The sequence below is a fragment of the Micromonospora sp. NPDC049679 genome (assembly GCF_040659735.1).
In the GTDB taxonomy this organism is placed as follows: Bacteria; Actinomycetota; Actinomycetes; order Mycobacteriales; family Micromonosporaceae; genus Micromonospora_I.
On sequence record NZ_JBFANZ010000020.1, the window covers coordinates 19,141 to 39,162 of the forward strand.

Annotated in this window: 20 protein-coding genes; 12 read left to right on the forward strand and 8 right to left on the reverse strand. The window is 72.7% G+C overall.

Annotated features, from left to right (window positions below; translation table 11 throughout):
• Nucleotides 1–50: 50 nt before the first annotated feature.
• Both AB0J06_RS15250 and AB0J06_RS15255 read right to left on the reverse strand, forming a co-directional pair.
• On the reverse strand, nt 51–1,640 hold the full coding sequence (locus AB0J06_RS15250) for an alpha/beta hydrolase (RefSeq protein ID WP_357428737.1): 1,590 nt from the start codon (nt 1,638–1,640) through the stop codon (nt 51–53).
• Between the two features lie 28 nt (nt 1,641–1,668).
• The gene (locus tag AB0J06_RS15255; RefSeq protein WP_357428739.1) at nt 1,669–1,962 is read right to left on the reverse strand and encodes a type VII secretion target; all 294 of its coding nucleotides are present in this window, start codon (nt 1,960–1,962) and stop codon (nt 1,669–1,671) included.
• Between the two features lie 169 nt (nt 1,963–2,131).
• Between AB0J06_RS15255 and AB0J06_RS15260 the strand changes: the two genes are divergently transcribed.
• From AB0J06_RS15260 to ung, 6 genes are all read left to right on the forward strand, one after another.
• Nucleotides 2,132–2,500 (forward strand): holo-ACP synthase, encoded by a 369-nt coding sequence (locus tag AB0J06_RS15260; RefSeq protein ID WP_357428741.1) that lies wholly within the window; start codon nt 2,132–2,134, stop codon nt 2,498–2,500.
• Between the two features lie 31 nt (nt 2,501–2,531).
• On the forward strand, nt 2,532–4,013 hold the full coding sequence (locus AB0J06_RS15265) for an NAD(P)H-hydrate dehydratase (RefSeq protein ID WP_357428743.1): 1,482 nt from the start codon (nt 2,532–2,534) through the stop codon (nt 4,011–4,013).
• A 50-nt stretch (nt 4,014–4,063) separates the two neighbouring features.
• Nucleotides 4,064–5,182, forward strand: coding sequence for an alanine racemase (gene alr, locus AB0J06_RS15270; RefSeq protein WP_357428745.1), 1,119 nt, complete (start codon nt 4,064–4,066; stop codon nt 5,180–5,182).
• Nucleotides 5,179–6,333, forward strand: coding sequence for an alpha/beta hydrolase (locus tag AB0J06_RS15275; protein WP_357428747.1), 1,155 nt, complete (start codon nt 5,179–5,181; stop codon nt 6,331–6,333). The genes alr and AB0J06_RS15275 overlap by 4 nt, the downstream gene beginning before the upstream one ends.
• Complete coding sequence (gene tsaE / locus AB0J06_RS15280) at nt 6,330–6,812, forward strand: tRNA (adenosine(37)-N6)-threonylcarbamoyltransferase complex ATPase subunit type 1 TsaE (protein WP_357428749.1); 483 nt, start codon at nt 6,330–6,332, stop codon at nt 6,810–6,812. Before AB0J06_RS15275 ends, tsaE begins: the two co-directional genes overlap by 4 nt.
• Nucleotides 6,813–6,907: 95 nt before the next feature.
• Nucleotides 6,908–7,609 carry a uracil-DNA glycosylase gene (gene ung, locus AB0J06_RS15285; protein WP_357428751.1) on the forward strand — a complete coding sequence of 234 codons (702 nt, stop codon included), beginning with the start codon at nt 6,908–6,910 and terminating at the stop codon, nt 7,607–7,609.
• Here ung and AB0J06_RS15290 read toward each other — a convergent pair.
• A complete protein-coding gene (locus AB0J06_RS15290; RefSeq protein ID WP_357428753.1) occupies nt 7,598–8,329 on the reverse strand; it encodes a helix-turn-helix transcriptional regulator in 732 nt (243 codons plus the stop codon). The two genes, ung and AB0J06_RS15290, sit on opposite strands and share 12 nt — an antisense overlap.
• A gap of 284 nt (nt 8,330–8,613) precedes the next feature.
• On the opposite strand from AB0J06_RS15290, the gene tsaB reads away from it, so the two are divergent.
• From tsaB to AB0J06_RS15320, 6 genes are all read left to right on the forward strand, one after another.
• Nucleotides 8,614–9,324, forward strand: coding sequence for a tRNA (adenosine(37)-N6)-threonylcarbamoyltransferase complex dimerization subunit type 1 TsaB (gene tsaB / locus AB0J06_RS15295; protein WP_357428755.1), 711 nt, complete (start codon nt 8,614–8,616; stop codon nt 9,322–9,324).
• Nucleotides 9,321–9,779: a ribosomal protein S18-alanine N-acetyltransferase gene (gene rimI / locus AB0J06_RS15300; RefSeq protein WP_357428757.1), complete on the forward strand. Its 459-nt coding sequence runs from the start codon at nt 9,321–9,323 to the stop codon at nt 9,777–9,779. The genes tsaB and rimI overlap by 4 nt, the downstream gene beginning before the upstream one ends.
• Nucleotides 9,772–10,818 carry a tRNA (adenosine(37)-N6)-threonylcarbamoyltransferase complex transferase subunit TsaD gene (gene tsaD / locus AB0J06_RS15305; RefSeq protein WP_357428759.1) on the forward strand — a complete coding sequence of 349 codons (1,047 nt, stop codon included), beginning with the start codon at nt 9,772–9,774 and terminating at the stop codon, nt 10,816–10,818. Before rimI ends, tsaD begins: the two co-directional genes overlap by 8 nt.
• A gap of 11 nt (nt 10,819–10,829) precedes the next feature.
• Nucleotides 10,830–11,084, forward strand: a complete 255-nt coding sequence (locus AB0J06_RS15310) for a hypothetical protein (protein ID WP_357428880.1) — start codon at nt 10,830–10,832, stop codon at nt 11,082–11,084.
• Nucleotides 11,085–11,152: 68 nt separating this feature from the next.
• Nucleotides 11,153–12,862 (forward strand): ABC transporter ATP-binding protein, encoded by a 1,710-nt coding sequence (locus AB0J06_RS15315; RefSeq protein WP_357428761.1) that lies wholly within the window; start codon nt 11,153–11,155, stop codon nt 12,860–12,862.
• Nucleotides 12,859–14,628, forward strand: a complete 1,770-nt coding sequence (locus AB0J06_RS15320) for an ABC transporter ATP-binding protein (protein WP_357428763.1) — start codon at nt 12,859–12,861, stop codon at nt 14,626–14,628. The genes AB0J06_RS15315 and AB0J06_RS15320 overlap by 4 nt, the downstream gene beginning before the upstream one ends.
• 87 nt (nt 14,629–14,715) lie before the next feature.
• Here the strand turns inward: AB0J06_RS15320 and AB0J06_RS15325 are convergent, their stop codons facing one another.
• The 5 genes from AB0J06_RS15325 to ybaK form a co-directional block, all read right to left on the reverse strand.
• Nucleotides 14,716–15,900: an ROK family transcriptional regulator gene (locus AB0J06_RS15325; RefSeq protein WP_357428765.1), complete on the reverse strand. Its 1,185-nt coding sequence runs from the start codon at nt 15,898–15,900 to the stop codon at nt 14,716–14,718.
• A gap of 32 nt (nt 15,901–15,932) precedes the next feature.
• Nucleotides 15,933–17,195 (reverse strand): ABC transporter permease, encoded by a 1,263-nt coding sequence (locus tag AB0J06_RS15330; protein ID WP_357428767.1) that lies wholly within the window; start codon nt 17,193–17,195, stop codon nt 15,933–15,935.
• Nucleotides 17,192–18,010, reverse strand: a complete 819-nt coding sequence (locus AB0J06_RS15335) for an ATP-binding cassette domain-containing protein (RefSeq protein ID WP_357428769.1) — start codon at nt 18,008–18,010, stop codon at nt 17,192–17,194. The genes AB0J06_RS15330 and AB0J06_RS15335 overlap by 4 nt, the downstream gene beginning before the upstream one ends.
• Before the next feature lie 181 nt (nt 18,011–18,191).
• Nucleotides 18,192–19,289, reverse strand: coding sequence for a substrate-binding domain-containing protein (locus tag AB0J06_RS15340; RefSeq protein WP_357428771.1), 1,098 nt, complete (start codon nt 19,287–19,289; stop codon nt 18,192–18,194).
• Between the two features lie 251 nt (nt 19,290–19,540).
• On the reverse strand, nt 19,541–20,020 hold the full coding sequence (gene ybaK / locus AB0J06_RS15345) for a Cys-tRNA(Pro) deacylase (protein WP_357428773.1): 480 nt from the start codon (nt 20,018–20,020) through the stop codon (nt 19,541–19,543).
• Nucleotides 20,021–20,022 lie beyond the last annotated feature (2 nt).

Here is a 20,022-nt window from a genome sequence, read left to right on the forward strand (position 1 = left end):
CAGCTCCGGGGCCCCTTCGTCCGCGAAAAGCGAGCCGAAGGGGCCCTTCCTCACGCCGGGGGTCCGAGCGCGACGCGGGCCATCCCGTCGAGGGCCGGGTTGCCGGCGTCCCAGTAGCCCGTGTGACCGCGCGGGGCGCCGTCGAACACGCGGGCGCCGAAATCGGGATCGACCGGGTTGCGCCCGAACCAGAGCTCCTCGTCGGGCGCGGCGATTGCCAGCAGCGGGCCGATCAACGGCGCGGTGACCGCGAGCGCGGCCTGCTTGAGCACCGCGGCCGGAGGTGCCGTCGCGTACTGGATCACGTCGTTGCCCGCGGTGCTGGACCAGACCTGACCGGGCGGCATGCGCAGGTCGGCGGCGCGGTCGACGCCGACGCCGGGCGATCCCACGAACACCAGGCTGTCCGCGGCCAACCCGTGGTCCCGCGCGGTTGCCCCGACCACGAGCGAACCGTAGCTGTGTCCGAGCACCGTCTGGTGCGCCGGCGGACCGTCGTGGCTGGCGCGGAGCCCTTCGTGGAAACGGTGGAGCGCCGGGCCGGCGTCGTGGGCGTGGGAGGCGTGCATCGCCTCGTCGACGAAGTCCGGCGCGTCGTAGTCCAGCCACAGCACCGTCGCCGTCCGCTCGGCCGGGCCGAGCTCTGCGCAGCGCGCCGCCATCCGGGAGGCACGACCCAGCTCGCCGTCCACGCTCGCCAGGTCGGCCGTCATGCCCGGCACGTACGTCAGCACGTTCTCGGCCTGATCCGGGTTGCCCAACGCCACGATCGCCCGCCCGTCACCCCCGCTGCCCAACCGGAGCAGGTAGGCGCGGGGCACGGTGGCGGAGGTCAACCGGGCGGTGATCGCGTCCACCCCGGCCAACAGCCCGTCCACGTGGTCGAGCTCGCCGTAACGCACCGGCCGCCGGGCGAGCAGGTCGGCGCGGCGACCCAGCAACGTGGCCCGTTGCTCGTCGAGCACCAGCCGGTTGGCCTGGTCACGGTCGCGGACCGGCACCCCGTCCAACGGCCCGATCAGCGCCGGTTCGTGCCGGATCAACCAGCGCTGCTCCGCCGGGCTGAGCCCGTCCCACCAGCGCCGGACGGCCACCGGATCCGCGCCCGCCGGAGGGTGGCACGCGGGGGGTCGCGCCACCCAGTCCGCCGCGGCGGCGGTCGACAGCGCGCCGAGCCGGTCCGCAGCCTCGCGGTCCGCCGACGTCGCCAGATCGAGGGCGGCGCGGATCTCGCACGCGATCCGGTGCGCGGCGGCAAGGGTGGGCCCGTTCGGCGGGGTCAGCGCCGGATCGACGGTGACCTCGCCGCGCCGGTCGACGAGCACCCGCACCAGATCCGCCGCGTCGACCGCGCCCTGCAGCATCGCCTTGGCCCGCACGATCGCGGCGGCGAACTCCGCGAGCACCTGATCGACCGCCACGTACGCCGGCCGGCCCGCGTCGAGCTGGTCCCGGATGCCCGCCAGGCGCGCGTCGGCGGTCCGCCCGGCCGTGCCCGACCACTGCGTCCGCAGTGCCGCCGCCGTCGCCGTGATCTCCGCGGATCGGCGACCCACCACCGCGTCCGCGTCCCGCCATGCCGCGCCCGTCGTCCGCCACGAATCCGGGTCGGCCGCCCAGAGCTGCTCGTAGGTGATCACCGTCGGTCCCCGGTCGCCAGCGGTCCGGTCACCGCAGGGCCGCCGTCCGCCGGGCCGCCCGTTCGTCGGCGGCCTCGTATTCGCCCGCCGCCGCGCGCAGCCGGCTCGCTGCGTCCGTGGCCTGTCCGCCGACCTCCCCGAGGTGCGCCCGCACCGCGGCGGCCAGATCCGCCAGGGCGGCGTGGGTGTTCCACCCGGGCGGGGAGGCCGGCGGCAGGGCCAGCGTGCTGAAGCCGTGGCTGAGCTGGTCGCCGGTGCTGTCGAGCTGAACGGCGCCGGCCCGCACCGCGTCGGGATCCACCCGGATCAGATCATCGAGCATGGGAACCTCCCCGGTCCGTCGATGCGCCGACATTAGGGAGCGCGGGTTGGGTCCAACCAGCCCTGTGGATAACCTGGCGGGCCCCGTATCCCCAGGTTGTCCACAGGCGTTGCCCGAGGGTACGCGGCGGGCTAACCTGCGCGCTCCCGCCGACCGCTAGGCTGGGCCGGTGATCGTGGCAGTCGGCATCGATGTCGTTCTGGTCGACCGGTTCACCCGCGCGTTGGCCCGCACCCCGCTGTTGGCCGACCGGCTCTTCACCGAGGCCGAGCGCTATACCGGATCGGGCAATCCCCGTTCGCCGGAGTCGCTCGCCGCGCGGTTCGCGGCGAAGGAGGCGGTGGCGAAGGCGCTCGGCGCTCCGGGCGGCCTGCACTGGCACGACTGCGAGGTCGTCGCCGATCCGGACGGGCGGCCGTGGCTGACCGTCTCGGGCACGGTGGCGGCCGTCGCGACCGAGCGCGGCGTCAACCGCTGGCACCTCTCCCTCTCCCACGATGGCGGCATCGCCTCCGCCATGGTCGTGGCGGAGCGATGAGCGTTCGGGGCGAGCGGGGCGGGGTGGCGTCGTGAGGGCGGTGTGGCGGGTCGCTGACGTGCGGGCGGCCGAAGAGGCGCTGATGGCCACCCTGCCGCCGGGCACGCTGATGCAGCGCGCCGCCGCCGGCCTGGCCCGTCGCTGCGCACTGCTCCTCGCGGAGGCGGGCGGGGTCTACGGGGCCGGCGTCCTGCTCCTGGTCGGGGCGGGCAACAACGGCGGCGACGCGCTCTACGCGGGGGCGCGGCTCGCCGGTCGCGGCGCCGCCGTCGCCGCGGTGCTCCTCGCGCCCGAGCGGGTGGACGCGGACGCGTTGGCGACGCTGCGGGCGGCCGGGGGGCGTCTCGTCGACGAGCTCCCCGCCGACGTGGACCTGGTCCTCGACGGGATCGTCGGGATCGGCGCGGCGGGCGGGCTCCGCGAGCCGGCGGCCACCGTCGTGGCCCGGCTCGGCGGGCTGCGGGGCCGGTCGGGACGGCGGCCGGTGGTGGTCGCGGTCGACGTGCCGAGCGGCGTCGAGGTGGACACCGGCGACGTGCCGCGGCCGGCGGAGCCGACCAACGGAAACGCGGTGCTGCCCACCGCGGTGACCGCCGACGTGACGGTCACCCTCGGCTCTCTCAAGCCGGCTCTCGTGGTGGGGCCGGCCGCCGCGCTCGCCGGCCACGTCGACGTGGCCGACATCGGTCTCGGGCCGTGGCTGCGCGGGACCCCGGCCCTGCACGTCCCGGAGTGGGACGACATCGCCGCGTGGTGGCCGCCGCTGGACGCGTCGTCGGAGAAGTACACGCGGGGCGTGGTGGGGATCTCGACCGGCTCGGCGACCTATCCGGGAGCCGCGGTGCTGTCCGTGGGGGGTGCGCTCGCCGGCCCCACCGGGCTGGTGCGCTACGCCGGCGGCGCGGCCGCGCAGGTGCTGCAGCGCCACCCGTCGGTGATCGCCACGGACCGGGTCGCGCACGCCGGCCGGGTGCAGGCCTGGGTCTGCGGGTCAGGGCTCGGCGGTGACGAGTTCGCCGCCGCCGAGCTGCGTTCGGTGCTCGCCGCGCCGGTGCCGGCGATCCTCGACGCCGACGCGTTGACCATGCTCGTCGACGGTTCGATGGCCGGCCAACTCCGTGACCGGGACGCCCCGATCGTGATCACACCGCACGATCGCGAGTTCGCCCGGCTCGCCGGTGAGCCGCCCGGCGGGGATCGGGTGGGCGCCGCGCTCAAGCTGGCCGCCTGGACGAAGGCGACGGTGCTGCTGAAGGGCGACCGCACCGTCGTCGCGACGCCGGACGGACGGGCCTTCGCCAATCCGACCGGCACGCCGGCGCTCGCCACCGGCGGCACCGGCGACGTGCTCGCCGGGCTGCTCGGATCGTTGCTCGCGGCGGGACTGTCCCCCGAGCGCGCGGCGGTGGCGGCCGCGTACCTGCACGGGCTCGCCGGACGCGTGGCGAGCCGGCGCGGGCCGGTGACCGCGTCCGACGTCGCCGACGCGCTGAGCGAGGTCGTACCGGCGTGAGCGGCATGTTGTCCCGGCCGGCGCCAGATATCAATCAGTAGGCTGGCCCCATGTGGCAGGCTGAGGTACGTGTTGATCTTGACGCGATCCGCGACAACGTGGCGCGGTTGCGCGCCGGCACGACCGCAGAGTTGATGGCGGTGGTGAAGGGCGACGGCTACGGCCACGGCATGGTCCCCTCCGCGCGGGCCGCGGTGGACGCGGGTGCCGACTGGCTGGGCGTGTGCACGCTCGATGAGGCGCTCACGCTGCGCCGGGCGGGTCTCACCGTCCCGGTGATGGCCTGGCTGCTCGCCCCCGGCCTCCCGCTGCACGACGGGGTCGCCGCCGATGTCGACCTCGGGGCGGGGAGCGTCGGCCAGTTGGGCGAGATGACGGCCGCCGCGCAGCGCGCCGGGCGACCGGTGCGGGTGCATCTCAAGATCGACACGGGGCTTTCGCGGGGTGGCGCGACGCCGCAGGACTGGCCGGCGCTGGTCGAGGCCGCCGCCAAGGCGCAGAGCGACGGCACCGTCGAGGTCGTCGGCGTGTGGAGCCACTTCGTCTACGCGGACGCCCCCGGCCACCCGACGATCGACCGGCAGCTCTCGGTCTTCCACGAGGCGCTGGAACTGGCCGGGCGGTACGGGATCCGCCCGCAGTACCGGCACATCGCCAACTCCGCCGCCACCCTGACCCGCCCCGACGCGCACTTCGACCTGGTCCGGCCCGGACTCGCCGTCTATGGCCTGTCCCCGGTGGCGGGGGAGCACTACGGGCTGCGTGCCGCCATGACCGCCCGCGCGCGGGTGATGCTCACCAAGCGGGTCCCGGCCGGTGCGGGGGTGTCGTACGGCCACACGTACATCACGGAGCGGGAGACGACTCTCGCCGTGGTGCCGCTCGGCTACGCCGACGGCATCCCGCGGCACGCCTCCAACGTCGGTCCCATCCAGTTGGCCGGGCGGGTGCGCCGGATCGCCGGGCGGGTCTGCATGGATCAGGTGGTGGTGGACTGCGGTGACGACCCGGTCGCCCCCGGCGATGTGGCAACCCTCTTCGGCAGCGGCCAGCACGGCGAGCCCACCGCTGACGACTGGGCCGTCGCGCTCGACACGATCAATTACGAGGTGGTGACCCGCTTCGGCAGCCCACGGGTGCCGCGCGTCTACGACGGGATCGGCGCATGACGCAGGCGGCCGGGCGGTCGAAGGGGAAGCCGCGGGGCCTGCGGCCGGGCACCGCGCGCAAGGCCGGCATCTTCGGCGCCGTGGTCGGTCTCGCCGCGGCGGGGCTCGCCGCCGGCGTCGCCGCGGAGCGGGCGATCGTCCGCCGCTCCAAGCGCGGCGTCGGCGACCCGCACGCGGACGAGCAGTTCGGCGAGCTGCCGTACGACGAGACGTGCGTGGTGACGACCGCCGACGGCACCGACATCTACGTGGAGGTCGTCGAGCCGGCCGACGGGGTCGAGCTGGACACGGGCTTCGCCGACGGCGTGATCGGTGCACCCCGGCCGGAACCGACGATCGTCTTCGTGCACGGCTTCTGCCTGGACATGGGGACCTTCCATTTCCAGCGCAAGGAGCTGGCCCGCCTCGGCGACTACCGGATGGTCTTCTACGACCAGCCCGGGCACGGTCGCTCCGGCAAGCTGGAGACCGGCGAATACGAGCTGCCCTCGCTCGGTGAGACACTGCGGGCGGTGATCGACGAGACGACGCCGGAGGGCCCGCTGATCCTGGTCGGCCACTCGATGGGGGGCATGACCATCATGGCCTTCGCCGAGCTGTATCCGGAGCTGTTCGGGGAACGGGTGGTCGGTACCGTCCTGATGGCCACCTCTGGCGGGCTGGTCGAGCAGGCCAGGTTCGGGATTCCCGCGCTGATCGGTCGAGTCGGGGGACCGCTTCTCCCGCTCGTCAACAATGCCACCCGGTTAACCGGTCCGATGATCGACCGCGCCCGTCAGGCCTCCTCGGACCTGGCCTGGCTGCTCACCCGCCGATACGGGTTCGGCAACCCGCGCCCCAGCCCGGCGCTGGTCTCGTACGTGGAGGAGATGAACTCGCGTACGTCCGTCGAGACGGTCGCCCGCTATCTGCGGACGCTCTTCACCCACGCGCGCTACCCGGCGCTGGTGGCGCTCCGGGACACGCCGACCCTGGTGATCGTCGGCGAGAAGGACATGATCACGCCGGTGACGCACTCCGAGGAGATCCTGCGGCGGCTGCCGGACGCCGAGTTCGTGAAGGTGCCGGACAGCGGGCACGTGGTGATGCTCGAACACGCCGCGGGGGTCAACGCCGCCCTCGTCGAGTTCGTTGAGAAGATCGGGCAATGAGCACAACGCTGCGACTGCCCGCGATCGAGGACACCCACGCGTTCGGCAGACGGCTCGGCCGGCTGCTGCGTGCCGGGGACCTCGTGGTGCTGACGGGTCCGCTGGGCGCCGGTAAGACGGCGCTGGTGCAGGGGATCGGCGCCGGGCTGGCGGTGCAGGGCGACATCACCTCACCCACCTTCGTGATCGCCCGCGTGCACAAGCCCGATCCGGCCCGCGGCGGCCGGCTCGCGCTCGTGCACGCCGACGCCTACCGGCTCGGCGCCGCGGCCGACCCGCGGGCCGAGATCGACGACCTCGACCTGGACGCGTCGATGGATGACGCCGTCACCGTCGTCGAATGGGGCGAGGGGATGGTGGAGCAGCTCGCCGATGCCCACCTGCAGGTGCACATCGACCGGCGCGACGACGATTCACGGCTGGTGGAGCTGGTGCCCGGCGGCGGCGACTGGGCGGAACGGTTGACGGCGCTACGGTAGGCGCGGCACCGTCGTGAGCCGCGCGCCGGGTGGGTCGGTCTGTCGTACCCGCGCCCTAGAGTGCGGCGAGCGATCACGACCCGGAAAGGCCCCCCATGCCGCAGGACGTTCCGACCCTCGATCTCCCCGCGCTGCTGCCGCCGGCCTGGACCGAGACCCTCGCGCCGCACCTGGACGCCGGGCGCACCGCCGAGCTGGGTCGGTTCGTCGCCGCGGAATACGCCGCGCACACCGTCTATCCGCCGGTCGAGGATCTCTTCTCGGCCTACCGGCTCTGCGCCCCGCGGGACTGTCGGGTGCTGATCCTCGGGCAGGATCCCTACCACCGCGCCGGTCAGGCCCACGGGCTCAGCTTCAGCGTCCGCGACGGGGTACGGGTGCCGCCGTCGCTGCGCAACGTGTTCAAGGAGCTGGCCGAGGACCTCGAACTGCCGGTGCCGGGCAGCGGCAACCTCACCGGCTGGGCCGACCAGGGGGTGCTGCTGCTCAACGCGGTGCTGACGGTCCGGGAAGGGACGCCCAATTCGCACGCGGGTAAGGGCTGGGAGGCGTTCACCGACGCCACGATCAAATCGCTGAACGCCCGCGACACCCGTGTCGTCTTCCTGCTCTGGGGCGGCTACGCGCGCAAGAAGCGCGACCTGATCACCAACCCCGCGCACGTCGTGCTGGAGGCGGGGCACCCGAGTCCGCTCAACCCGCGCGGATTCCTCGGCAGCCGGCCGTTCAGCGCCGCCAACAAGGCGCTCGCCGACGCCGGCCAGCCCACCATCGACTGGGACCTGTCAGCCCGCTGATCCCACGCGCCGCGCCCCGAGCGGCGACTCTGCCCGCTGCCGGCGGTAACGGCGCAGCAGGCCGGCCGCCCGGGCGTCGGTAATCTCCACCTCCGCCAGCGGCACCACCCGGTAGCGCCGTTCCCCGTGCCGGATTTCGATGGCCTCGGGCAACTCGTCGAGCATCCGCGCCCGGATCTCGCCGACCATCGTCTGCCACCGGTGGGCGCCGGGTTCCCGCGGATCGAGCGCCAGGTAACCGAACTCCTGCCACTTCTCGTGCCAGCGGTGCGCATATTTCCGGGTGAGCCACTCGGTGAAGGCGTCCGCGTCGCGCCACGCGAGCGCGATGTCCACCGCCGGGACCGGCACCGGAGCGCCCTGCAGCAGTGCGGCCGTCGGCCCGTCGAATACGAACGGGATGTCGCCGAGACCGTCCATCGCCTTGTCGACCCCGGCGGCGGCGATCCGTTCGGCCACCGGGCGGGCGGTGAGCTCGACGATGGCGGCATCGACGTGCGCGTCGAGCGGCTCGAGGCCGACGGTCAGCTGCGCGTCCACGGCCGCGAAGAGCCGCTCCAGCGTGGCCATGTTGGGCGTCTGCACGCCGCGCTCCACCCGGGCCACCGTGGTCTGGGAGACTTCCGCCCGGTCCGCCAGCTCCCGCTGCGTGAGGCTGTGTAGCTCCCGCTGCCGGCGTAGCGCGTCGCCGAGGAGGGTCGACAGGCGGGTTGTGGTCATCGGTCGATGGTCGGACCCGAGCAGCCGGCTGTCCAGTGTCCGGTTCGGGACGAAGGACGATCGAATGGCGTGCTGTCCGCCTGTCCCGGATCGCGCGTCCAGCCCGGGCCGCCTCATGCCTGTCGGTTCCAATGCGTCTGACGCATCACGAGTCGTCAAGCGCATCAAGCGCAACCGGCTCCATCCCTTCAAGCGCGGCGAGGGGCGTGGTAAAGGGTGCGAGGGCGGCCACCGGGGCCGTGCCGGGAGTCAGCGTCATCTGCTGCCCGGTTAGGGTGCATAGCGTGCTCGTACTGGTGGTGGATTCCTCGACTCCGGCCGTGACGGCAGCGCTCGCGGAGGTCACGGCCGCGGGTGTCGCCCTGCGCGCGCAGCGGCGGTCGGTCGATGCGCGGGCCCACGGTGAGCTGCTCGCTCCCGCCGTCGGGGAGGTCCTCGCGGAGGCCGGGGCACGGCCGACCGATCTCGCCGCCATCGTCGCGGGGCTGGGACCCGGCCCCTTCACCGGGCTGCGGGTCGGCCTGGTCACCGCGGCCAGCATGGGGCAGGTGCTGGGCGTGCCGACGTACGGCGTCTGCTCGCTCGACGCGCTCGGGCTGGCGGCGACCCGCGACCTCGACGTGACGGCCGCCCGGGACGGCGCCCCGGGCGGGCCGGTGCTGGTGGCCACGGACGCCCGGCGGCGCGAGGTCTACTGGGCGGTGTACGCGGCCGGTCAGCGGGTGACCGAGCCCGCGGTCGACGCCCCCGCCGTGGTGGCGGCGCGCGCCGCCGCGCTGGCGGTCGGCGCCGCGGTGGGGGAGGGCGCGGAGCGGTACGCCGACGTGCTCGGCCTGCCGGTGCGGTCGGAGCCGCGCTTCCCGCCGGCCGAAGAGCTCGTCACACTGGCCGCCGAGCGCGTCCTGCGCGGCGCTCCCGGTGAGCCGCTCACCCCGCTCTACCTGCGCCGACCCGACGCGGTCGAGCCGACGACCCGCAAACCGGTGCTGCGGTGACGCCGACCCGCTTCCGGTGGTGGCACATCGACGAGGTGCTCCCCATCGAGGCCGACCTGTTCGGCGCCGAAAAGTGGTCGGCCGGCATGTTCTGGAACGAGTTGGCGGCCGGCCACTTCTACCTCGTCGCGCTCGACGGGGCCGGGACGGTGGCCGGGTACGCCGGGCTGGCCGTCCAGCCACCGGCCGAGGCGTGGGTGCAGAACATCGCGGTGCGCCGGGACGCGCAGCGTGGCGGGGTCGGCCGCGCCCTGCTGGAGGCGTTGCTCGCCGAGGCGGCCCGCCGCAACGTCCGCTCGACGCTGCTGGAGGTGGCGGTGGACAACGCGCCCGCGCAGAAGCTCTACGCCGCGTACGGCTTCGAGCCGGTGGGTGTACGCCGCGGCTACTACCAACCCAGCAACACCGACGCCCTGGTGATGCAGCGCGACACGGAAGCCACTCCTCATGACTGATGAACCCCTGGTCCTCGGGATCGAGACCTCCTGTGACGAGACCGGCGTCGGGATCGTGCGCGGACACACGCTGCTCGCCGACGCGCTCGCGTCCAGTGTGGATGAACATGCGCGCTTCGGCGGCGTGGTGCCGGAGGTGGCCAGCCGTGCCCATCTGGAGGCGATCGTCCCGACGATGCGGCGCGCGCTCGACGACGCCGGGGTCACTCTCGCCGATATCGACGCGATCGCGGTGACCTCCGGTCCCGGGCTGGCAGGGGCGCTGCTGGTCGGGGTAGCCGCGGCGAAGGGGTACGCGCTCGCCGCGGAGAAGCCGATCTACGGGGTGAACCATCTCGCCGCGCACGTGGCGGTGGACACGCTCGAGCACGGGGCGCTGCCCGAGCCGGCGATCGCCCTGCTGGTCTCCGGCGGACACTCCTCCCTGCTGCTCGTGGACGATCTCGCGCACGGCGTCACCCCGCTCGGCGCGACGATCGACGACGCCGCCGGTGAGGCCTTCGACAAGGTCGCCCGCCTGCTCGGGCTGCCGTTCCCCGGCGGGCCGCCGATCGACCGGGCGGCGCGCGAGGGGGACGCGGCGGCGATCGCGTTCCCACGCGGGCTGACCGCCCCGAAGGACCTCGCCGCGCACCGTTTCGATTTCTCGTTCTCCGGGCTGAAGACCGCGGTCGCCCGCTGGGTCGAGGCGCGGCAACGGGCCGGCGAGACGCTGCCCGTCGCCGATGTGGCCGCGTCCTTCCAGGAGGCGGTCTGCGACGTGCTCACCGCGAAGGCGATCGACGCGTGCCGGGCGCAGGGGATCAGCACGCTGGTCATCGGGGGCGGGGTCGCCGCCAACTCGCGACTGCGGGCTCTCGCGGAGCAGCGGGGCGAGAAGTACGGCATCCGGGTGCGGGTGCCGCGGCCGAAGCTCTGCACCGACAACGGGGCGATGGTGGCCGCGCTCGGCTCCCATCTGGTCGCCTCCGGAGTCGCGCCCAGCCGGCTGGATCTGCCCGCCGACTCCGCCATGCCGTTGACGATCGTGAGCGTGTAATGTCCCGCGACGTGATCGTGCGGATGTGGGAGGTGCGCGCGGAGCCGTACGGCTTCACGGACCTCATCTCCTGGATCTGCGACACGGCGCTGCCGGAGCTCGAGCACAGCCCGTTGCACATCTCGAGCGAGGTCTTCTCGTCCACCGACAACCGGGTCGTGGTCGTCTCGAAGTGGCGCAGCAGCCCGGTGTCGCTGCCCGAGCCGCCGGCGCGACTGGTCGCCCGCTCGCCGCACGTCTGGGACTTCACCCAGGTCGACCGCTGACCGACCCGGCACAGCCACGGGAAATCGGTGGCGTGGCCCCACGCTGACCACATAGTTTCAGTGCTGCCATGCGCTCCCTACCGGTAGCCGATCCCGGCGTTCCCGATCACCGCTCAGCCACCCGCCTGCTGCTGTGGCTGGCGGCGCGTGCGTGGCCGTCGTTGAGCACCGCCGTGCTGCTCGGTGTCCTCTGGATGGTCAGCCAGGCGCTCATGCCGGCCGCGGTCGGCAAGGCCATCGACGCCGGGATCCGTGCCCAGGACCGGACCGGACTGATGACCTGGGGTGGTGTCCTGCTCGGTCTCGGCCTGCTGCAGGCGACCGCCGGCGTGCTGCGGCACCGGCTGGCGGTCTACAACTGGCTCGCCGCGGCCTACCGGACGATCCAGGTGACGATCGACCAGGCCAACCGGCTCGGCGCCACGTTGCCCAAGCGGCTGGCCGCGGGCGAGATGGTCAGCATCGGCACCGCCGACATCAGCCACATCGGCGGGGCGCTGGACATCACGGCCCGCGGCAGCGGAGCGCTCGTCGCCGTCGTCACCGTCGCGGTCATCCTGCTGAGCACGTCGGTCCCGCTCGGTCTCGTCGTGGTGCTCGGGGTGCCCCTGCTCATGGCGATCGTCGGCGGGCTCATCCGGCCGTTGCACCGGCGGCAGCAGTCCTACCGGGACCAGCAGGGGACGCTGACGACACGGGCGGGCGACATCGTGGCGGGGCTGCGGGTGCTGCGCGGTGTGGGTGGGGAGCCGGTCTTCTCGGCGCGCTACCGCGCGGAGTCGCAGGAGCTGCGGGCCAGCGGCGTACGGGTGGCGCGGGTCGAATCCGTGCTCGACGCGGCGCAGGTCCTCCTCCCCGGCGTCTTCGTCGTGCTGGTGACCTGGCTCGGCGCCCGGTTCGCGGTGCGCGGTGAGATCACCGCCGGACAGCTCGTCTCGTTCTACGGCTACGCCGCTTTCCTCGTCTCGCCGCTGCGGACGCTCACCGAGGCCATCGACAAGTTCACCCGGGGTCACGTCGCCGCGTGCCGGGTGGTCGCGATGCTCGCCATGCAGCCGGAGCTCACCGATCCGGCCGAGCCCACCCGGCTCCCCGCGACTCCCGGCGAACTCGTCGACGTCGAGTCGGGACTGGTCGTGCCCCCGGCCCGGATGACCGCGATCGCGGCCGCGGCGCCGCAGGACGCGGTCGCCATCGCGGACCGGCTCGGCCGTTACGTCGACGCCGAGGTGACGCTGCACGGCGTACCGCTGGAGAAGCTGACGCTGGCGACGGTGCGGGAGCGGATCCTGGTGGCCGACAACGACGCGCACCTCTTTTCCGGCCCGCTCCGCGCGGAGCTCGACCCGCGCGGCCGGGGTCACGAGGAGGCGATCCGGGCGGCGCTCGTCGCGGCCAGCGCCACGGACATCGTCGACGCGCTTCCCGATGGACTCGACACGGTCATCGCCGAGCGCGGCCGGGAGTTCTCCGGTGGCCAGCAGCAGCGGTTGCGGCTGGCGCGGGCGCTGCTGGCGGATCCGGAGATCCTGGTGCTCGTCGAGCCCACCAGCGCGGTCGACGCGCACACCGAGGCCCGGATCGCGCGGACGCTGGGCGCGGCGCGCCACGGCCGGACGACCGTGGTCTGCACGACGAGCCCGCTCCTGCTCGACCCCGCCGATCACGTGGTCTTCGTGGAGGACGGCAAGGTCGTCGCGGAGGGTACGCATCGGGCGCTGCTCGCGAGCGAGCCGCGCTACACCGCCGTGGTCACCCGAGAGGAGGTGCCGTCATGAGCGGCGCTCTGCCGGTCGCGGACGCGGCGCAGGTCCGCCGCTACGCCCGCGCCCTGACGCGCCGCCACCCGCGCGCGCTCGCCGCGGCGCTGACCCTGCACGCGCTCGCCGCGATCGCCGGACTGGCCGCCCCCCGGCTCCTCGGTGACCTGGTGGAGGCGATCTCGCACGGCACGACGACTGTGACGGTCGACCGGATCGCCCTGGCGATCGCCGGGTTCGTGGTCGTGCAGGCGGTGCTGGTGCGCTTCGCGCACCTCGCCTCGGCGCGCCTCGGCGAGCAGGTCCTCGCCGAGCTCCGCGAGGAGTTCGTCGACCGGATTCTCGCCATCCCTCTCTCCACCGTGGAGCGGGCGGGCATCGGCGATCTGCTGACCCGCACCTCCCGGGACGTCTCGGCGTTGTCGAAAGCGGTGCGCTTCGCGGTGCCGGAGACGCTGATCGCGATCGTCACCGGGTTCTTCGTCATCGGCGCCCTCGTGCTGGTGGGGCCGCTGCTGGCGCTGCCCTGTCTGGTGGCGGTGCCGCTGATCTGGGCCGGCACCCGGTGGTACCTGCGCCGCGCCCCCGACAGCTACCTGCGGGAGAACGCCAGCTACTCGGACATCACCGACGGGATCAGCGAGACCGTGGAGGGGTCGCGCACGACGGAGGCGCTGGGCCAGCAGGAGCGGCGTCGGGCCCGCACCGACGAGAACATCCGGCGGTCGTACGCGGCGGAGCGGTACACGCTCTTCCTGCGGACCGTCTGGTTTCCGGTCGTCGAGATCGGTTACGTGCTGCCCGTCGTCGCCACGCTGGTCGTCGGCGGCTGGTTCTACATCGAGGGCTGGGTGACCCTCGGTCAGGTCACCGCGGCCACGCTCTACGTCCAGCAGCTGATCGACCCACTGGACCGGCTCCTCACCTGGCTCGACGAGTTGCAGGTGGGGGGCGCGTCGCTGGCCAGGCTGCTCGGCGTCGCCGGGCTCCCCGACGACCGGGGCGCTTCGCCGGCGCGTCCCGAAGGGGGGCGGCTCATCGCCCGCGACGTGCGGTTCTCGTACGTGCCGGGGCGCGAGGTTCTGCACGGGGTGACGTTGACCGTGGAGCCGGGGGAGCGGCTGGCGATGGTCGGACCCTCCGGCGCCGGCAAGTCCACGCTCGGTCGCATCCTCGCCGGCATCCACGCCCCGCGCTCGGGGACGGTCACGGTGGGCGGCTCCCCTCTGGCTGAGCTCTCCCTCGACGAGCTGCGCTCACACGTCGCGCTGGTCACCCAGGAACACCACGTCTTCATCGGCACGCTCCGCGACAACGTGGCGATGGTCCGCCCCGGCGCCTCCGAGGACGACGTACGCGCGGCGCTGGCCGCCGTGGACGCGCTCGACTGGGCGGAGGAACTGCCGGCGGGGCTCGCGACGGTGGTCGGCTCCGGCGGACACGCGCTGTCGTCGGCGCAGGCGCAGCAGCTCGCGTTGGCGCGGCTGGTCCTGGCCGACCCGCACACCCTGGTCCTCGACGAGGCGACCTCGTTGATCGATCCGCGGGCGGCGCGGCACCTGGAGCGGTCGCTCGCGGCGGTGCTGCGGGGGCGGACCGTCATCGCCATCGCCCACCGGCTCTTCTCGGCGCACGACGCGGACCGGGTGGCGGTGGTAGAGGACGGGCGGATCGCGGAGCTCGGCTCGCATGCCGAACTCGTCGCGGCGGACGGCTCGTACGCCGCGCTGTGGCGCTCCTGGCACGGCGAGGAGGCGGCACCTCCTGCTGTTCCCGCACGGTAAGGGGGAGCGGGCGTCAGCTCCGGGTGGCGGCCATGAAGACACCGAGCACGATGAACGCGGCGATCGCGAAGATGATCAGGCGCGCGGTCAGGGGGCGGCGTCGAGCGGATCGGAGAGAAGCTGCTCGAACGCGAGCTCGGCCGCGCCGAGCAGCGCGGCGTCGTTGCCCAGCTTCGGCGTACGCAGCCGCACGTGCTCGCGGCAGGCGGCGAGCGCCATCGCGTTGAGCCGGCTGCGCAACTGCGCCGCCGACGCGAGATAGACGTGGCGCAGCGTGCCGCCGAAGATGACCATCTCCGGGTTGAAGATGTTGACCAGATTGGCGACGCCGAAGCCGAGCCACTCGCCGACCTGCCGTACCGCGGTCTGCGCGCTGGCGTCGCCCCGCCCGGCCGCGTCGACGACGGCGAGCACCGCGTCCGGACCCAGCAGCCGCTCCCGGCCGGCCGCCCGGAGCAGCGCGTGTTCGCCGATCTCGGTCTCCCAGCAGCCCCGCGACCCGCAGCCGCAGGGCCGCCCGTTCGGGTGCACGACCATGTGCCCGACCTCGCCGCCGTAGCCGCCGTGCCCGGTCACCGGTCGGCCGCCGGCGATGATGCCCGCGCCGATGCCCACATCGCCGTAAACGTAGATCAGGTTGTCGCAGCCGACGGCGACCCCGCGGGTGTGCTCGGCGAGCGCGGACAGGTCCGCGACGTTGCCGACCGCGAGCGGCCGATCGCCGCCGAGCTGTCCCCGCAGCACCTCGCCGAGCGGTTCGTCCAGCCACCCGCTGTTCGGGCTGAGCCGGACCATGCCGTCCTCGCGGCGCACCATCCCGCAGACCGCGACCCCGCCGCCGACGTAGACGGAGCCGTCCGGCACCGACTCCTGCATCTCCTTGACGACGGCCGCCAGCAGGGGCGCGGTCTCGGCGATGGAGACCGCGTGCGGACGGCGCATCTCCCGCTGGTCGAGCAACTTGCCGCCCAGGCCGACCCGTCCGGCGCGCAGCCGGTCGACCTCGATGCTCAGCGCGTACGCATAGACCCGCTCCGACTCGGGCCGGACGACCAGCGATGGTCGTCCGGCCCGGCCGGTCTCCCGGGGCGCCCCCTCGGTGACCAGACCGGCGGCGGCGAGGTCGGCGGTGAGCGCGCCGATGGTGCTGCGGTTGAGGCCGAGCGCGGTGGTCAGCTCGGTCCGTGACGTCGCACCGTGGACGTGCACGTAGCGGAGGAGCGCGCCGAGGTTCTGGCGGCGGATCTCCTCCTGGCTCGGCCCTGCCCGCATCCGACCGTTCTCTCCACTATGGACGGCGCTGATTACCGGTTACCCGTCGCGGCGGCTCTGCGCCGCGACAGCGCGTCGACACCGGCGGCGAGCAGCAGCACCAAGCCGGTGACGGTGAACTTCACGCCCGAGCTGGCGTTCATCAGGGCCATGCCGTTGTCGATCACCGCGACGACCGCGCCACCCAGAATGGCGTCCAGGATCCGGCCCTTGCCACCGAAGAGACTGGTGCCGCCGATGACCGCCGCGCCGACCGCGTAGAGCAGGACGTTGCTGCCGCCGGTGTTGGCGTCGACCGAGTTGCTCCGGCTCGCCGCCACGATGCCGCCGACGGCCGCCATCGAGGAGCAGATGACGAAGACCGAGATGCGGATCCGGTCGACGTTGATGCCGGCGCGGCGCGCGGCCTCCTTGTTGCCGCCGACCGCGTAGACGTGCCGGCCGTACGCGGTGCGCTGCAGCACGAACGTCCAGACCACCAGCAGGACCACGATGATCGGTACGACGATCGGCACGCCCTTGAGCGACGAGATCAGCGTGTTGATGCTTCGCTCCACGTTGAGGATGTAGACCGCTACGCCGACGATCACCGCCAGCGCGCCGATCCGGGCGAACACGATTCCGATGGGGTCGGTGATCAGGCCGCGGGCCGACCGCTTGCGGTGGCGCAGCAACTGCACGGCGGCGTAGCCGCCGACCCCGATCGCAGCGAGGAGCCAGCCCAGCGTGGGCGGCAGGTTGCGGTTCGCGATCGCCACCAGCGCGTCGTCGCGGACGGAGATGTTCTTGCCGCCCTCGATCAGCAGCAGCACGACGCCCTGGAAGGCGAGGAACGCGGCGAGCGTCACGACGAAGGAGGGGATGCCGATCTTCGCGACCAGGAAGCCGAGCACGAAGCCGATCACGGTGCCAGTGGCGATCGCCGCGAGCAGCGCGACGTACCAGGGATAACCGTGCAGCGTGACGAGGACCGCGAGCACCGCGGCGCAGACCCCGCTGGCGAAGCCGGCGGAGAGGTCGATCTCGCCGAGGAGAAGGACGAAGACCAGGCCCATCGCGATCAGCGTGACCGCCGCGCCCTGGGTGAAGAGGTTGGCGAAGTTGCCGGCGGAGAAGAAGGCGGGTCGCACGATCGAGAAGACCGTGCAGAGCACCACGAGGCCGAGGACGGCCGGCAGCGCGCCGAGATCGCCGCCGCGGAGGCGGGCGACGTAGTCGCGGACGTGTTCGCCGACGGTGCGGGTGGCCACGGGCACTCGCTCGTTGCCCACCGGGGGAGTGGTGGTGACGCTCATCGGTCGGCTCCAGGAGTGACGGTGATTGACTGCTCGGCGCTGTTCTCCGCGCCGTTCTCGGCCGGCAGGCCGAGGTCGCCGCTGCGGCCGGCCGTGATCAGCTCGACGATCTGCGAGTGGTTGATGTCAGTGGTCTTCACCTGGGCGACCATCCGGCCGAGGTAGAGCGCGGCGATGCGGTCGGAGACGGCGAAGACGTCGTTCATGTTGTGCGAGATGAGCACGACGGCGAGACCCCTGTCGGCCAGCCGTCGGACCAGTTCGAGCACCTGGGCGGTCTGGGCGACGCCGAGCGCGGCGGTCGGCTCGTCGAGGATGACGACCTTGCTGTTCCAGAGCACCGCCTTGGCGATCGCCACGGTCTGCCGCTGGCCGCCGGAGAGGCTGGAGACGTGCTGGCGCAGCGATTTCACGGTGCGGACCGAGAGGCCGTCGAGGGTCTCCCCGGCCATCTGCTCCATGGTCGCCTCATCGAGGACGATGCCGTTGCGCTTCTCCCGACCGAGGAACATGTTCTGCACGATGTCGAGGTTGTCGCAGAGCGCGAGATCCTGGTAGACGACCTCGATGCCGAGCGCGGAGGCGTCGCGCGGGTTGCTGACGCTCACGGGTTGGCCTTCGAAGAAGAACTCGCCGCCGTCGGTGGGGTAGATGCCGCTGATGCACTTGACGAGGGTGGACTTGCCGGCGCCGTTGTCGCCGACGAGGGCCGTGACCTCGCCGGGATGCACGGCGAAGTCGACGTTGCGCAGGACCTGGACGGGACCGAAGCTCTTGTCGATCCCGCGCAACTCCAACAGGGGTGTCGCGGACACGGATGGGTCTCCTTTGCGGGTGTCCGGTCGAGATTGGTCCGTCGGGCGCTGCTCACCGGTGAGCGCTGCCACCGTCTAGCGCTGCCATCGTCGGCCAGTGGCGCCGCCCGGCACGCGATCACGTGCCGGGCGGCGCCGCTGCGGCGGTGTCGCCGGGCCGGCCGTCAGGCCGGCCGCGCGATCAGCTGATGCCGGCCGCGGTGCAGGCCGCCGCGAAGGCGGCGGTGCAGAGCTCGGCCTTGGTGACGAAGCCGTCGGTGACGACGTCCTTCACGTTCTCCTTGGTGATCGACTGCGGGGCGAGCAGGACGGCGGGCACGTCGCGGTTGCCCTCGGGGTCCTTGACCGTCTGGCCGGTCTCCTTCTTGTCGCCCTTGGCCACGGAGATCGCCAGATCGGCGGCCGCCTGGGCCTCCTTCTTGATCGCCTTGTAGACCGTCATGCACTGGTCACCGGCGAGGATGTTCTGCAGGCCCTGCACGGTGGCGTCCTGGCCGGTCACCGGGACCTTGCCGTTGAGCTTGTTCTTCTTCAGCACGGAGATGACCGCGTTGCCGAGGCCGTCGTTGGCGGCGAGCACACCGTCGATCTTGCCGCCGGTCTGGGTCAGCATCTGCTCGAAGATCGTTCCGGCCTCGGTGTTGTCCCACTGCGGCACGGACTGGTCCGGACCCTTGGTGTACTCCTTGGCGTCGTACTTCGCCTTGAGCACCGAGTCGTAGCCGTTCTTGAACAGGGTGGCGTTGTTGTCGGTCGGGGAGCCGTTGAGCTCGGCCACGACCGGGGTCTTCGCGCCCTTGTCGGTGAGGCACTTGACCAGGCCCTCACCCTGCAGCTTGCCGACGGCCTCGTTGTCGAAGCTGACGTAGTACTGCGCGGAACCGCCCAGCGTCAGCCGGTCGTAGTCGATCGTCGCCACGCCCTGCGACTTGGCCTTGTCGAGCACGGCCTTGCCGGTGCCGGAGTCCAGGTTGACGATCATCAGCGCGGTGACGCCGTTGGTGATCATCTGGTCGGCGATGGTCTGGAACTGGGTCTTGTCGCCCTGCGCGTTCTGGATGACGTAGTCGACCTTGGCGGCCTTGAACGCCTCTTCGAGGAACTTGCGGTCGGCGGTCTCCCAGCGGGCGGAGGAGGCGCTGTCGGGGAGGATGACGCCGATCTTCGGCTTCTTGTCGCCGCCACCGCTGGTGCCGGTGCCGGAGTCGGTGCCGCAGGCGGCGACGCCACCGACGGTCAGCAGACCGACAGCGGCGAGGGAGAGGATCCCTTTGCGCATTGCATGGGTCCTTTCAGATTGATCGAGTCTCGCGACTGGGATATCGGGTGGTGTGGCCGCGGGGCTCTGACGCCGCCACGGCGGGAAGAGTGAGACGGTCATCTCACTTTTGTTGTGTCCGGCAACGTATTGGCCGGTGAGCCGATCGCACAAGATGGTCGAGGTCACGACTTTGTTGTGGGCCGTAACAATTCAGCAACGTGCACGACGCGTGCCGGACATGTGCCCGTTCCCGCCTGGTATGGGCGTGGTCAGCGCGCCGCGATCGGGGCGAGCGTGGCCGCGGTGAGCCGGATCAGATCCGCCGGGGCGAGCGCCACCTGGAGCCCGCGCCGCCCGGCGGAGACGTACAGCGTGGGGAGCGCCTCGGCCGACGAGTCGATCACGGTCGGTAGCCGTTTGCGCTGTCCCAGCGGGCTGATTCCGCCGCGGACGTACCCGGTGGTGCGCTCGGCGAGCGCCCGGTCGGCGAGGGCGGCGCGTTTGCCGCCGACGGCGGCGGCCAGGGCCTTCAGATCGAGTTCGCCGGTGACCGGCACGACCGCTACGGTCAGCGCCCCGTCGACCTCGGTCACCAGTGACTTGAACACCTGCGCCGGTGGCACTCCGAGGGCCGCCGCGACCTCGGCGCCGTAGTGGGGGGAGTCGGGCGAGACGTCGTACGGGTGGGTCGTGTACGCGATCCTCTGCTTCGTCAGCAGCGCCGTCGCCGGAGTGCCCTGACCTGCCACGG